11 protein-coding genes are annotated in these 14,433 nt (G+C 61.7%); 5 read left to right on the top strand and 6 right to left on the bottom strand.

All coding sequences use genetic code 11. The features are described from left to right. Positions 1–42 precede the first annotated feature (42 nt). Positions 43–783 (bottom strand): helix-turn-helix domain-containing protein, encoded by a 741-nt coding sequence (locus ACP7BV_RS15610; RefSeq protein ID WP_426105080.1) that lies wholly within the window; start codon positions 781–783, stop codon positions 43–45. A gap of 148 nt (positions 784–931) precedes the next feature. Here ACP7BV_RS15610 and ACP7BV_RS15605 point away from each other — a divergent pair, with 148 nt between their 5' ends. Both ACP7BV_RS15605 and ACP7BV_RS15600 read left to right on the top strand, forming a co-directional pair. Beyond that, a complete protein-coding gene (locus tag ACP7BV_RS15605) occupies positions 932–1,345 on the top strand; it encodes a hypothetical protein (RefSeq protein WP_426105078.1) in 414 nt (137 codons plus the stop codon). Positions 1,346–1,347: 2 nt separating this feature from the next. After that, positions 1,348–2,130 (top strand): DUF2145 domain-containing protein, encoded by a 783-nt coding sequence (locus ACP7BV_RS15600; protein ID WP_426105076.1) that lies wholly within the window; start codon positions 1,348–1,350, stop codon positions 2,128–2,130. 216 nt (positions 2,131–2,346) lie between these two features. Here ACP7BV_RS15600 and ACP7BV_RS15595 read toward each other — a convergent pair whose 3' ends face one another. Together ACP7BV_RS15595 and ACP7BV_RS15590 are read right to left on the bottom strand one after the other, a co-directional pair. Beyond that, a complete protein-coding gene (locus ACP7BV_RS15595; RefSeq protein WP_426105074.1) occupies positions 2,347–3,669 on the bottom strand; it encodes a homoserine dehydrogenase in 1,323 nt (440 codons plus the stop codon). A gap of 20 nt (positions 3,670–3,689) precedes the next feature. After that, a complete protein-coding gene (locus tag ACP7BV_RS15590) occupies positions 3,690–4,919 on the bottom strand; it encodes a pyridoxal phosphate-dependent aminotransferase (RefSeq protein WP_426105073.1) in 1,230 nt (409 codons plus the stop codon). 201 nt (positions 4,920–5,120) lie between these two features. Here ACP7BV_RS15590 and ACP7BV_RS15585 point away from each other — a divergent pair, with 201 nt between their 5' ends. From ACP7BV_RS15585 to ACP7BV_RS15575, 3 genes are all read left to right on the top strand, one after another. Continuing rightward, positions 5,121–5,507: an Mth938-like domain-containing protein gene (locus tag ACP7BV_RS15585; RefSeq protein ID WP_426105071.1), complete on the top strand. Its 387-nt coding sequence runs from the start codon at positions 5,121–5,123 to the stop codon at positions 5,505–5,507. A gap of 63 nt (positions 5,508–5,570) precedes the next feature. After that, a complete protein-coding gene (locus ACP7BV_RS15580; RefSeq protein WP_426105095.1) occupies positions 5,571–6,053 on the top strand; it encodes a peroxiredoxin in 483 nt (160 codons plus the stop codon). 216 nt (positions 6,054–6,269) lie between these two features. Continuing rightward, a complete protein-coding gene (locus ACP7BV_RS15575; protein WP_426105070.1) occupies positions 6,270–8,102 on the top strand; it encodes a PhoH family protein in 1,833 nt (610 codons plus the stop codon). A 269-nt stretch (positions 8,103–8,371) separates the two neighbouring features. On the opposite strand, the gene ACP7BV_RS15570 is transcribed toward ACP7BV_RS15575, so the two are convergent. The 3 genes from ACP7BV_RS15570 to ACP7BV_RS15560 are packed head-to-tail and all read right to left on the bottom strand — an operon-like array spanning position 8,372 to position 14,292. Continuing rightward, positions 8,372–9,091 (bottom strand): FecR family protein, encoded by a 720-nt coding sequence (locus ACP7BV_RS15570; RefSeq protein ID WP_426105069.1) that lies wholly within the window; start codon positions 9,089–9,091, stop codon positions 8,372–8,374. Next, positions 9,063–12,704 carry a filamentous hemagglutinin N-terminal domain-containing protein gene (locus tag ACP7BV_RS15565; RefSeq protein ID WP_426105068.1) on the bottom strand — a complete coding sequence of 1,214 codons (3,642 nt, stop codon included), beginning with the start codon at positions 12,702–12,704 and terminating at the stop codon, positions 9,063–9,065. Before ACP7BV_RS15565 ends, ACP7BV_RS15570 begins: the two co-directional genes overlap by 29 nt. A 10-nt stretch (positions 12,705–12,714) precedes the next feature. Beyond that, positions 12,715–14,292, bottom strand: a complete 1,578-nt coding sequence (locus ACP7BV_RS15560; protein WP_426105066.1) for a ShlB/FhaC/HecB family hemolysin secretion/activation protein — start codon at positions 14,290–14,292, stop codon at positions 12,715–12,717. Between the last annotated feature and the right edge of the window lie 141 nt (positions 14,293–14,433).

The following is a 14,433-nucleotide window of genomic DNA, read 5'->3' as shown; positions in this document are numbered from 1 at the left end:
TCGGAGAGGTTGAGGTAAGGTCGGATTTGAGGTAAGGATGGATCAAGCGACGGGATGGCGAAGCAAAGTCTTGAATGCATGCGGCACCCAGCGCCGCGCCGCGACCATGAAGCTGATCGCGTGGCGCTGCTCGAGCGGCAGCCGCGTTTCGTGCTGGTGCTGCTGTGCGAATTCGGAAGCCACCTGTTTCAGGCGCTCAAGCAGCGCGGCGCCAGACTGCTTGGTGAGCATCACGTTCACCAGCCGCAGCACTTCATCTTCGCCGTCAAAGCGCGAATCGAGGTAGTCGGCGGCGGCCTCGTGCCGGAAGTAGGTCTGGATCGGGCCATTGGCGATCCAGCTGAAAGTGCGCGCAATGAGCAGCTTGACGCGGTTATTCGGCATCAGTTCCAGAAAGCCGATCTTGTCGAGCCGCAGCAGGTACTTGGTCACCTCCACGTCGCTCAGGGCGTACAGCCTGACGATGTCGTCAAAGCTGATGTGGTTCATGGCCGACACCGCCACCACCAGCAAGCGCGAGTCGCCAATGATTTCGCGCTCCTGCGCCAGCGTCAGGTGCGAAATGAGCGTTGGCGCACTTTGGGCTGCGCTCAGTTCATCGAACTCGATGCCGCTGGCGCTGAGAATTTCGTCCAGCCGCTGCAAGGTGAAGTTTTTCTGTGAAAACATGCGTTTGACACTCGCTTCCGACATATCGATGCGTACGGCAAGTTCGCCGTACGTAATGCCACGCGCCTTCAACAAGCGCTTCAAGGTGTCGACCAGTGTAATTGCGTGCGGCATGCAAATGTCCCTTCGTCTATCGGTAGCAGATATTAATACTTATTCAACTTAAAAGCGATACCGTGGAGCATTTGATTGAGAAAAGTCAAATGGGACGTCATCATGCGTCCATGCCATCTGGTCCAACTTGACGAAAAAAGCCCAACACATGAAAACCGTTCTCTGCCTGGTTCTTGCCTGCACCTTGTGTAACGCCAACGCCCGCGCGCCCTTCCCGACCTACAACTCGAACGCTTCCGAGATGTCCGCCTTTGGCTCGGTCGTCGTAGTCGCGGGCACGATGTCGCTGCTGGCCGGCTCCGGCACTGCCGTGGTGGAGAGCGTGGAAAAAGTGGGCGAATCGACAGTGGTCGTGCTCAAGGGTGCAAGCGACGCGGCGCGCGTGACGCTCACCATGAGCGGCAAGGTGGTGACCGGCGCTTCAATGGTGGCCGGTACCGCCGTGAGCGTGGTGACGATGGCCAGTGGTTATGCGCTGGTCGTGGCTGGCGCCGTGATCGCCTTCATCCCCAATGAAATGGGCAAGGCGCTGCTGCACCATTCACGCGCGGAGGGACATTGATCATGAAGCGTTTTTTGTTGCTGCTCATATGCGGCCTGGTTGCGTGCAGCCTGGGCACGGCGCATGCGGGCCAGGCCTGCGAAGAGAAGCAATCCAGCGTAGCGAGTTTTGTCAGCAGCATGAAGCTGGCCGAGAACACGCTGGCGGCGCTGGAGGCGAGCGATGCGCAGGTGGCGCTGATCGCGCGCGTGGGGCAGGATTTGTCGCGCCAGGGCTTGCGCTATTCGCACATGGCCTACGTGTGGCGCGACCATCCGAAGGGGCGCTGGCTCGTGGTGCATGAACTGAACGAGTGCGGCACGGCGCAGTCGGCGCTGTATGACGAAGGGCTGGGCAACTTCTTTTTTGACGTGTTCGCGCACGAAGCGGCGATCTTGATTCCTTCGCCGCAGAGCCAGGCGAAGATCGTGGCGATGCTCGCCTCACCGGCGGCGCGCACCTTGCATTGGCCGCGCTATAACATGCTCGCGTATGCGTTTTCGACCCAGTATCAAAATTCGAATCAATGGGTGCTGGAGACGTATGCGGCCAGCGCCAGCGACATGGTTATTAGCGACCGGACGCGCGCGCAGCAGTGGCTCAAGCTGGCCGGGTATGCGCCGGTTACCGTGCATGTGCCGACCGCGCAGCGACTTGGCGCGCGCATGTTCAGGGCAAACGTGGAGTTTGATGATCATCCGTTCGGGCGCCGGGCGGCCGGGCAGATTGATACGGTGACGGTGGAGTCGGTGATGCGGTTTGTGAAAAAGAACGATCCGGCGGCGCGCGAGATGATGGTGAAGTAACGAAGACGGTCGCAAAAGTGGCGACCGGACGGCATAGCGCTAGGCGGGTTACAGTAGGGCGGAAAAGGGCAAGGCCCGCATTCCGCCATGCGTCGCGACGGCGCTTGTCGGATAAGGGGGCCGCCCAGGCCCTTCGGCCTTTTCCGACCTACGAGGCTACGCAATAGCCAACCCTTTTGCATCTGACCAGTAGCCGTCGCAGTTGCCCGACCAGCCTCAGCTCAAATTTTCCAGCCTGATTTTCACCAGCTTGCCAACCACCGTCTCCAGCGCCTCGATCTTGGCAATCGCCGCGTCGATGTTCTTTTCCTGCGTCTGGTGCGTGAGCATGATGATGTCGGTGCGCGTCTCGCCTTCGCCCGGCTCCTTCTGCAGTACGGCGTCGATCGAAATCTGCGCGTCGGCCAGAATGCGCGTCAAATCGGCCATCACGCCCAGCTGGTCCTTCACGTACACGCGCAGGTAGTAGCTGGTGGTGATCTCCGACATCGGCAAAATCTCGACATCGGTCATCTGGTTCGGCTGGAACGCCAGGTGCGGCACCCGATACTCCGGATTGGCCGTCGCCAGGCGCGTGATGTCGACCAGGTCCGCAATCACCGACGACGCGGTCGGCTCGGCGCCCGCGCCTTTGCCGTAGTACAGCGAGGCGCCAACGGCGTCCGCCTGCACCAGCACCGCATTCATCGCGCCCTCAACGTTGGCGATCAGGCGCTTGGCGGGAATGAGCGTCGGGTGCACGCGCAGCTCGATTCCTTCAGCGCCGTTGACCATCGCGCGCTTGGTAATGCCCAGCAGCTTGATGCGGTAACCGAGCTGCTCGGCGTAGCGAATGTCGATCGCCTGCAGGCTGCTGATGCCTTCCACGTGCGCCTTGTCAAACTGCACCGGAATGCCGAAGGCAATGGCCGACATGATGGTCAGCTTGTGCGCCGCGTCCACGCCTTCGATGTCGAAAGTCGGATCGGCTTCGGCGTAGCCGAGCGCCTGCGCCTGCTTCAAGACGGTGGCAAAGTCCAGCCCCTTGTCGCGCATCTCGGTCAGGATAAAATTGGTGGTGCCGTTGATGATGCCGGCCACCGATTCAATCCGGTTTGCCGTCAAGCCTTCGCGCAGCGCCTTGATGATCGGGATGCCGCCGGCCACCGCCGCCTCGAACGCGACCATCACGCCCTTAGCCTGGGCCGCAGCAAAAATCTCGTTGCCATGCAGCGCCAGCAGCGCCTTGTTGGCGGTGACGACGTGCTTGCCGTTGTTGATGGCGCGCAGGACCAGCTCCTTGGCCGTGTCGCAGCCGCCGATCAGTTCCACCACGATCTCGATATCCGGATGGTCCACGACCAGGTAAGGGTCGGTGACGACCTCGCAGTCGCCCGCAACAAGCGCTTCGGCGCGTTCGGCGTTGCGCACCGCGACCAGCGCGATTTCAATCCCGCGGCCGGCGCGGCGGCGGATTTCTTCCTGGTTGCGCTTCAAGACATTAAAGGTGCCGGTGCCGACAACGCCAAGGCCGATCAGGCCGATTTTGATGGGTTTCATAGTGTTCTATAAGTTGTTGGTCAGAGCCGGCCGTGGCGCCGACGGTAGCCGTCGAGAAAACGCGCGATGCGGCCGCAGGCGTCAAGCAAATCGTCGGAATTGGGAAGGAACACGATGCGGAAGTGATCCGGCGCGATCCAGTTAAAGCCCGTCCCCTGCACGATCAGGACTTTTTCTTCGGACAGCAGCTCATAGGCAAACTGCTGGTCGTCCGCGATCGGATACATCGCGGGGTCGAGCTTGGGGAACATGTACAGCGCCGCTTTTGGCTTGACGCAGGTAACGCCGGGAATATCGGTCAACAGCTTGTGCGCGATGTCGCGCTGCTTGAGCAGGCGCCCGCCCGGCCCCACCAGGTCGTTGATGCTCTGGTAGCCGCCCAGCGCGGTCTGGATCGCGAACTGGCCCGGCGCGTTGGCGCACAGGCGCATCGTGGCCAGCATGTTCAAGCCGTCGATGTAATCCTTGGCATGGCGCTTCTCGCCCGACACCACCATCCAGCCGGCGCGGTAGCCGCACGAGCGGTAGTTCTTCGACAGGCCGTTCAGGGTAATGAACAGCACATCGTCGGCCAGCGAGGCGATCGAGTCGTGCTGGCAGCCGTCGTACAGGACCTTGTCGTAAATCTCGTCGGCCATGATGATCAACTGGTGCTGGCGCGCCAGCTCCACGATCTCGAGCAGGATCTCGCGCGGATACAGCGCCCCGGTCGGATTGTTCGGATTGATGACCACGATCGCCTTGGTGTTGGACGTGATCTTGCGGCGCATGTCGTCAATGTCCGGATACCAGCCGGCCTGCTCGTCGCACACGTAGTGCACGGGATTGCCGCCCGACAGGCTGACCGCGGCCGTCCACAGCGGATAGTCGGGCGCCGGCACCAGCACTTCGTCGCCGGTGTTGAGCAGGCCGTTCATGGCCATGACGATCAGTTCGGAGGCGCCGTTGCCGAGATAAATGTCGTCGATCGTCACGCCGCTGATGTTCTTGCTTTGCGAGTAGTGCATGATGGCCTTGCGGGGCGCAAACATGCCTTTCGAATCGGTGTAGCCGGCCGCGCCATGCATGTTGACGATCATGTCGTGCACAATTTCGTCGGGCGGATCGAACCCGAACACGGCCAGATTGCCGATGTTGAGCTTGATGACCTTGTGCCCCTCTTCTTCCATCTGCCTGCACTTTTCCAGTGCCGGGCCGCGGATCTCGTAACACACGTCGTCTAATTTGTTCGATTTGAGAATCGGTCGCAAAATTTTTCCTGTCCAAAAGCGTTATGTTGCAGTGCGATAATTACCATTCTGCCCAAACCGGTGCATTTAATCAACTGGTGAGTTTCTTAAAACACAGAGAAATAGCCTGTTTCAGCCGCTTTTGACGGCAGAATCGTGAAAATTCGCGCTTTAACGCTCTTTATGGCATGCTGGCGTTCTCCCCCTTCACGAACATTCACCATGAAGCTTCATGCCAGCACTACCAAACAATACCAGACCGTCACCGGTTACGATGACGCAGGGGTCGAAATCAACGCCGAGCGCTATGCGTTCAGCCTGATCGTCATGCCCGAAACGGCGCCGCGGCCGTGGAATGTGCCCAATTTTGCGGCGCTTACCGCCGCCCATTTCGAGCAGATCGAGCAGGACAAGCCGGACGTCGTCATCCTTGGCACCGGCGAGCGCCAGCGCTTTGTGCACCCGAGGCTGATCGCCAGTCTGTCGGCCCGCCATATTGGCGTAGAATCGATGGACAGCAAGGCCGCATGCCGCACCTACAATGTGCTGATGGGCGAAGGGCGCAAAGTCACGCTCGCCCTGATCATTGACTCGGCCAAGCCGGCATGACGTTTCGCCATCTTTTTCAGTCCCCGTTAAGCTTCGGGGTATACACTACAGATGACAAATTTAATGGAGAGACCCGTGGCGGATAGCCCAACTGCAGCACCCTACAACGATTTTTCGGCCGTAATGACCGGCGGCGCACCGTTCCAGTTGCTCGGCCGTCCGGCGCGCTACACCGTGCTGTATTTTTACCCCAAGGACAATACCCCCGGCTGCACCACCGAAAGCATCGCGTTTCGCGAATTGCACCCGCAGTTCCAGGCGGCCGGCACCGAAATCTACGGCATCAGCCGCGATTCGCTGCGCTCGCATGACGGGTTTAAAGGCAAGCTCGACCTGCCCTTCGAACTCATTTCCGACCCCGACGAAGCGCTCTGTCTTCAGTTCGGCGTGATGAAAATGAAGAATATGTATGGAAAGCAAGTCCGAGGGGTCGAGCGTAGTACGTTTGTAATTGACGCTGAGGGCAAATTGGTGAAAGAATGGCGTGGTGTGAAAGTTCCTAATCACCCCGAAGAAGTGCTGGAATTTATTCAAGGCCAGCCGTGATCAACCGCTCTCGAACCTGAGTGAACCCATCCATTTTGAGTCAAACAGTCAGCTTCCACGCATCACTCCAATCTGGCCTTCGGCCGGGCAGGCAAGCATGCCGGCCCACCTTAGCGCCCTGTAGTACCCAAAATCGCATCGACCCCGTCGCCACCTGTGTTGCCTTTGGCGACGAAGCCGGGCTATCCTCCAAGAAATTTTTAGATTGAGACCCTGATGCCACTGCCGAAACTCCCTTCCAAGCCTGCCGCGCTGCTGCTCGCTAAAGATTACCCTAAAGCGGACCGGACCAAGCCTGCCGGCGCCGCGTTCGCGCCGCCCAAACCCAAGCTGGCCGCTGTCGCTGAAGCGCCGCCTGAGCCGGTCGCCAAGCCGGCGCGCGTGACCAAGGCCAAGGCCGCCGCACCCGTAGCCGAACTTGCCGCACCCGTAGCCGAACTTGCCGCACCGGTGGCAGAACTGGCCGCGCCTGAAGTTGCCCCTGCCCCTGCCCCTGCCCCTGCCCCAGCGCCAGCGCCCGCGGCCAAGCCGACGGCCCGCAAGGAAAAGCCGCACGTGGAACTGGAAGCCCATCCAGTCAAGCACAAGCCGGTGGAAATGATGGTCAAGTCCAAGGCGAGCCGCAATGCCGACCGCTCGGGCATGACCAAGCTGTTCGTGCTCGATACCAACGTGCTGATGCATGACCCATCATCGCTGTTCCGTTTCGAGGAACACGACGTCTACTTGCCGATGATGACGCTGGAAGAACTCGACGATCATAAAAAGGGGATGTCGGAAGTGGCGCGCAATGCACGCCAGGTGTCGCGCACGCTGGACGCGCTGGTCGGCACGCTGGAAGACGGCGCCATTGAAAACGGCATCACGCTCTCCAAGCTGGGCAACAAGGACGCCAAGGGCCGCCTGTTCTTCCAGACGCGCCTGCAAAACGGCCCGATGCTGCCCGAAGGCCTGCCGCAAGGCAAAGCCGACAACCAGATCCTTGGCGTGGTGCGCAACCTGGAGTCCGAGCAGCCGGGCCGCGCCATCGTGCTGGTGTCGAAAGACATCAACATGCGCATCAAGGCGCGCGCGCTGGGCTTGCCGGCCGAAGATTACTTCAACGACCATGTACTGGAAGACACGGACCTGCTGTATTCGGGCATCGTGCAATTGCCGGACGACTTCTGGAACAAGAACGGCAAGGACATGGAGTCCTGGCAGGAAAACAAGAACGGTACCTCGGCCACGTTCTACCGCGTCACGGGCCCGACCATTCCAACCTTGCTGGTCAATCAGTTCGTGTACCTGGAGCCAAAAAATGGCGAAGCGCCCTTTTACGGCCAGGTCAAGCAGCTCAACGGCAAGACGGCTGTGCTGCAAACCTTGCGCGACTTTAGCCACAACAAGAACAATGTCTGGGGCGTCACGGCACGCAACCGCGAGCAAAACTTTGCGCTGAACTTGCTGATGAATCCGGAATGCGATTTCGTCACCTTGCTCGGCCAGGCAGGTACCGGCAAGACCTTGCTGGCGCTTGCCGCCGGCCTGGCGCAAGTGCTTGAAACCAAGCTGTACAACGAGATCATCGTTACCCGCGTGACGGTGCCGGTGGGTGAGGATATCGGTTTCCTGCCGGGTACCGAGGAAGAAAAAATGTCGCCGTGGATGGGCGCGTTCGACGACAACCTGGAAGTGCTCAACAAGTCCGACTCCGACGGCGGCGAATGGGGCCGGGCGGCAACGCAAGACCTGATCCGTTCGCGCATCAAGATCAAGTCGCTCAACTTCATGCGCGGCCGTACGTTCGTCAACAAATTCCTGATCATCGACGAGGCGCAGAACTTGACGCCCAAGCAGGTCAAGACGCTGGTCACGCGCGCTGGTCCCGGCACCAAGATCCTCTGTTTGGGTAACATCGCGCAGATCGATACGCCGTACCTGACCGAAGGCTCGAGCGGCTTGACGTATGTGGTGGACCGCTTCAAGGGCTGGTCGCACAGCGGGCACGTGACGCTGGCGCGCGGCGAGCGTTCGCGCCTGGCTGACCACGCGAGCGAAGTGTTGTAAGCACAACGCGCTGCAGCAAAAAACCCTGTGCGCCTTGCGGTGCACAGGGTTTTTTATGCCGCCAGGTCATCGTCGCCCTATGCGGAGGTGCAATTGATACGCTCGACGGTCGATGAACTAAACGCTTCCACCACATCGTCCTCGCGCACGCGGGGACCCATAGAACAGTTGCTTAATTGAACCGTTCCATAGGTCCCCGCGTGCGCGAGGACGATGTGGTTGTCGTTTTCGAGTTCGCAAACTTCACCATTGCGAGAACGATGTGATGCTTACCGAACTTCGCAGCTGATCTTCTCGCTCGCCCCAACGCCAACGCCTGCACCGTCAGCCTTCACCTCCAAAAACGCCGCCGGCACCATGAACCGCGCCCCCGCATCAGCCGGAACAATCACCGGCGGCATATTCACGGACGGCACAAACCCAAACTGCCCCGCAGAAAACAACTGCGAACCACCATCATTGCTCACATTGATCATGCCATCGGTCACGTTCACATGCAGACCCGGCGCCAACGCCGACGACACACCCTCGGCCACAAACTCCGCCGAAAACGTCGTCCCCCGAATCCCGATGGTCGCGCTCGGCGTCTTGAGCTGGAACTTTTCCTTGTTGCGTTTGCCCAGCAATCCGGTAATCGAGCGCAAGCCACCCTTCACCAGACTGAAACTGGCGCTGTCGCCCGCCGGCTTGCCCGCATCGTAAGCGAACGCCTCCACCTTGAAGGTGGTGTTGGGCTTGAGTGTAATCTCGCTGTTGTCCACGAACCGGATTTGCGCGTACGTGTTTTTTTCCGACACCAGCGTGTCGCCCTGCTCAACCTCCGACTTGACCACCAGCACCTTCACCGCGCCGTCGGCCTTCTTCGCCAGCAGCGCGCCGCTGAGGTTCACGACCGTGCCCGCAACCTGCCCCGCAAAACCCAGGCCGCACACGCCGGCCAGCATCAGCGCGGCAAGCGCCTTAATCACAATAATTTTTGGCGACGTCATGACGCTTCTCCCCTGGCTTGGTCTCCACGCCGGCATCAGCGCTGGCGTTCTTTTTCTTCTTCTCGTCCTCCTCGGCAAGCGAGACGTCGTCGCGCGACTTGTCGAGCGCATCGATGGTCGTCTTGACGGCGGTCTCCAGCTTGCTGTCGGGTGTCGCCTTCACCGGCTGCAACACCACGCTGCAACCGGCCGCGTCGGGATTGGCGCCGCATGCGGCCAGGGTCGGGAGCACCACCGAACAGCCCGGCGTGTTGGGCTGGGCACTGCATGTGGCCAGGCTCGGCAGCAGTGCAAGGCAATTGGCCCCCGTCGGGGTGACAATGCACGCATTAAACGCATCCTTGAGCACGGCCGCGCAACCGGCAAGAGCGCCGTTCGCCAGGCAATTGCCCACGCCCGGCACCTTGACGGGCAAGCCCTTGACCGTCCCGCCCGGCGCGGAAAACGTGCCGCTGCCGGCAACGGACGCCGCAGCAATGTTGATGTTGCCGCTCGCGGTAGTGACGCTGCCATCGTTGACCAGCGAGCCACCTGCCAAGCCAATATTGCCGGCCCTGGCCGACACGCTGCCGGTGGGGCCAATCGTCAGCACGCCCGCATTGCCGGCCTCCAGCATGATGGCGCCGCTCTGGGACATGACGTCGCCGTCGATCGTCAGCGGGCTCATGGTTTTCAAGGTAATGTTGCCCTTGCCGCCAGTGAAAATTGACACCGGCACCGCCGACTTCGGCTCGAACTCGAGCAGCGTCATGCCGCCCTTGTTGGCGATGGTAATGTCGCCTTCATTGCCGCTGCCTGTCTGTTGAACGGCGCCCACGATCAGCGTGCCCGTGTTGGCAATATTGATGGGCGCCACACCATTGATGTGATCGTTTGCCGCCGTCAAGCCCGACGTTTCCGTCACGAACGGCGTCGTATTTCCACCGATGCCAAAACTGGCCTTCATCCTTACCAGGTCCGCCTTGGCGCTGGCCCCGGCCGCCGTTTGCAAGTCATTACCTTGCAGGAAAAGGTCGCCGATGGTTACCAGCTTGCCATTCAACTGCACATTGCCCAGGCCCCCATTCAACATCAACTTGCTCCCGGCCGGCAAACTACTGCTGAAATCCATGCCGCCGGCGGTGACGGTCAAACCACCCATCTGGCCGGCATTGCCGCCGATGGCGAGGATGCGCGTTTTGATGAACGCCAACTCCGTATCAAACAGGCCGAGCATGTCGAAACCGTCGACGGCGCCCACGCCGATCATGATCTGTCCCGTCGGCATGTGCGGGTTCAGGGCAACTTCGCCATTGCCGCCGGTGCCCATGATGCTGGCCCCGATCCCGATATTATTGGCGCGCAGCTCGATATGGTCTGCCGCCAGGGCGCCGCCCCGCGCCAGCTTGCCGTCCGCCGCCGTGGTAATGCTGCTCTTGTGATTGGCGCCTTCCACCAGCAGCAATAGCGCGCTGTCCACACCCGACGGCATCGTCACGGGCGCGTTGACCGCGATGTTGCCTTGCGTTTGAAATACCAGCTTGTTGGTCTTGCCGTTGCTGTATTCGGATTGCACACCAATATTGCCGGCATAGCCCTGGTGACCGATATTGATCGACGCCGCATCAAAGCGCGCCAGCGCCGCCGGATCGATTGCCAGGGCCGCCCCGGTGCCGCCACTGATCAGGTCAATCGGCCGCCCTGGTGTGTACGTGCTCAGGCTCACGACCGGCCGCGTTGCCTGGTACGGTCCAATGGCGCCCAGCAGCGACATGGTGTCGGCATTGACCACCACCGCATTGTTCGAGCCCAGCATCCAGTTGGGTCCCAGCGTAAAAGCGCCACCCATGGTATTGAACAGCATGAAGCCGCCGCTGGCCGAAGTGCCGGTGCCGCCAAACGCAATGTCGCTACCGGTGACGGTCAGGTGGCCGTTGCCGGTCGCGATATTCTGGTTGAAGCCAACTAGCGACGCGGCGTTGATCGTGACGTTGCCGTTGCCGGTATTCACCGGACCGTCCAGCATGACCTGGAAGCCGTTCAGGTTCACACTGCCCCCGCCGGTAGTGAGCGAACCACCCGTGCCCAGCTGGATCGCGCCGGTCTTGCCGGCGTAGTCCGGATGGTTGGCCGTCATCTTGACCGAGCCGCCGTTGGTATTGATCGCGGCATTGATGACAATGCTGTTGCCTGCGTCCAGCGTCAGACTGCCGCCTCCCAGCATGGGATTAATCGGCTGCGAAAACTTGATGTCGTGCGTCGCTTGCAGCACCACGTTGGTGCCCGGCGCAACCGTCGAGATGGTGCTGGCATCAATCTGCGCCAGCGTACCCGGATCGGCGAACTGGTCGATGTCAAGCAGTGCGGACTTGGCGCGCGCGTCAGTCACCTCGATATCGAATGGGTCGAGCAGCCAGACGCCGTTGGCGCCGTTTTGTACGCCCGCCTGTGCGCCAGCCTGCACGCTAATCCCGTTCACGTCCAGGAACTTGCCTGACGTTTCCACCGTGCCGCCGTTGCCCGATACCTTGCCCCCGCGCGCAGAAATCTGTCCGCTGGCGCGCGTACTCGCCTCGCTCCACAGCACTACCGTGCCGCCGTTGCCGGAGTCGATCGCGTCGGCCCGCACCGAGGCGTTCTTGCCCAATAAAGTTTGCTGCGCATTTTTGATGAGCGGGTTTTTCCCCTGGTAGCCGCCGCCCAGCATGACGCTGCCCCCGCCGGTGGCGCCGCTGGCGTCGATCCGGGCGTCGCCGCGCAAGGCCACGCGCATGCCTTCGACCGTGACGTCGCCGCCGCGCCCGGCGCCGGTCGCCGTGGTCACGCTGCCCGGCTCCAGCATGGCGTCGCCGTCGGCGCGCAGCACGATCTTGCCGTTCTCGCCCACCTGCGCGCTGTTGGCGTTGACCACGCCGCGCTGGCTGACCAATGCGCCGTAGATGCCAACCGTGCCGCCCTGCGCGATGATCTGGCCCAGGTTCACGGCACCGCTGGCCGGGGCGGACACCACCACGTGCAGGCTCGGATTGGCCGAATCGACCAATTGCACCGAATGTCCCGCAGCCAGCACCACCTGGCCTTGGGGCGACGTGATGATGCCGGCATTGTCGACGTTCGATGCGATCAAAAACACCTGTCCGCCGGACGGCGTGGTAATGCTGCCCTGGTTGACGATGGCGCCGGCCAGCGCATCGCCATCAAACCGCTTTTTCCCTGCCAGGAAATCGGCGTCGGTCATGCCCAGCGTGGAGGCGGTCAGGCCGTTGACGTCGATGCGCGAATCGCGCCCGAACAAAATGCCGTTCGGATTAATCAGGAACACATGGCCGTTCGACTGCAGCGCGCCCAGGATGCGGCTGGGGTCCTGGCCGACAATCCGGTTGAGCACCGCGCTGTCGCCGCTTTGCTGAATAAAGCGCGTCACTTCGCCCGCGTTGACCGAAAAGCTTTGCCAGTTGATCACCGCATTGGGCGTGTTCGTAATCGAAAAGACGTTCCCGTTCTGGGAAAACGTCGCCTGTCCCTGGACCACCAAGGGCGCTGTCGGCGCCGCCTGCGCGCTGCCGAAACAGGAAGCAACGAGCATTGCCGCCAGTGTGAGGAGCAGGGTCGGTGAACGGTGTTGGAGTGTCATGTGGAGCCCCTTAATAGGCAAAGGCCATGCGTACATGGAGACGGTTCTTGCCGCCGGTGGTCGCGCCAGGCCGGATCACGTGGCCATAGTCGAACTGCAGGTTGACCGCCTCGCCCATTGCCACGCGCGCGCCAAGGCCCGCGCTGGCGACCGAGGTGCTCTCGACTTCGCCCGGCAGGCTATGGTTGCGGGTGCCGCTCGCTGCATCGTAAAACGCCAGCGCCCTGCACTGCCAGCGTGCGGCCGCCGCGCACAGGTTCGACGTGTACAGTTCGGCGTTGGCAAACACGCCGGAGTCGGCCGACAGGGCGCGCTCGTCCAGGCCGCGCACCGAGGTGCCGCCGCCTGCGGCGAACTGTTCGCCGGGCACCAGCGCATCGCCCGTCAACTGGCCGTTGAGCAGCAAGCGCGCCTGCCAGTCGCGGCCAACGGCGCGCGTGACGGCGGCGGCAAAGCGCACGATCGTGTAGGCTGGCTTGGCGCCGGCGCGGGTGCGCTCGAAGTCGGCGTCGCCGCCGCGGCTGCCGCCGGTGATATTGTGCACCAGCGTGACGGAAGCATTCGCTTCGCCTGCGGCCAGCACACGGCTGGCCACGTAGCCCACGCTGATCGGGCGCACCGTGATGTCGTTGCCAAAATCCTGCCCGCCAAACAGCACCGTATTCTTGAACGCTTTCACGTCGGCGCCCAGGACCAGGCGCGCATCGAGCTCGCCCCGGCGCGCCAGCGTGTGGTTGTAGCGCGCGCCATACACGGCGCCCTTGCCGCTCACGGCCAGGTTGAGTAAACCTGCGGCCACCGAGCCGGAGTCGATGTTCGAATAGCTGGCGAACAGGTCGACCGAGTCGCCCAGCGTGTAGAGCGGCACGTGATACCCCAGTCCATAAACACTGACCTTGCTCGGTTCTTCCAGCGTGGTGGTGTACTGAAAGGTGCCGACGTGGTCGCGCCCCCACAGGTTGGCGTGCTGCAGCACCAGGCCGGCATGGGTTTTCCCGGTGGCGTCGGTCCCTGAATTGTCCAGATTCAGCGACGCCTTCCAGCTCTTCTCGTCCACCACCGCCAGCAGCGCGTCGACTTCATCGTCGGCGGCGGCGTTCTGCAGCTTGAGTGTGATCTTGCGCGCCGGGTTGTCGTTGGCCATGCGCAGGCTGGCCGAAACGTCGGTCAGTCTTGGCGTGGTGCCTTCCTGCAGCGAAGGCAGGCTGCGGCGCACGTTGGCCTCGTCGTGGAAGCGGTTGCCGCTTACTTTGACGCGCCCGATCCTGGTCTGCACCACGATCAGGCGCACCACGCCGCGGTTAAGTTCCTGCTCCGGCAAGCGCACCGACACCACGCTGTAGCCGCGCCGGTGGTACACGTCTTCGAGTGCCTCGAGCGCGCGCTGGACGTCGCCGAAATCGCGGTTTTTGCCGGCATACGGGGCCACGGCGGCGGCAGCTTCAGCTCCTGTGATCAAGGTGTTGCCGGCGATGTCGAAGCGGGCGATATCGAAGCGGATGGGAGCGTCGGCTTCGGCGGCGCAGGCGGCGCCCACGGCGCCGGCAAGGAGGGAAGCGGCGATCAGGCGCGCGTAACGAATGCTCATAATGTGTATGGTCACAAGGTGCTCTACGGTGTGAAGGATCGTTGGGGGCAAAGGCGGCGTTCAAAACCAGTCTATGCCGCTTTTATCTTGCACGTTAGAAATTCTATGCAAAATTGGTAAATACCCCGGGAAATGTTGCGC

Origin of the sequence: Massilia sp. TSP1-1-2, assembly GCF_049896185.1 — a bacterium.
Lineage (GTDB): Bacteria > Pseudomonadota > Gammaproteobacteria > Burkholderiales > Burkholderiaceae_D > Telluria_A.
This window is presented reverse-complemented; position numbering and strand designations above follow the sequence as displayed.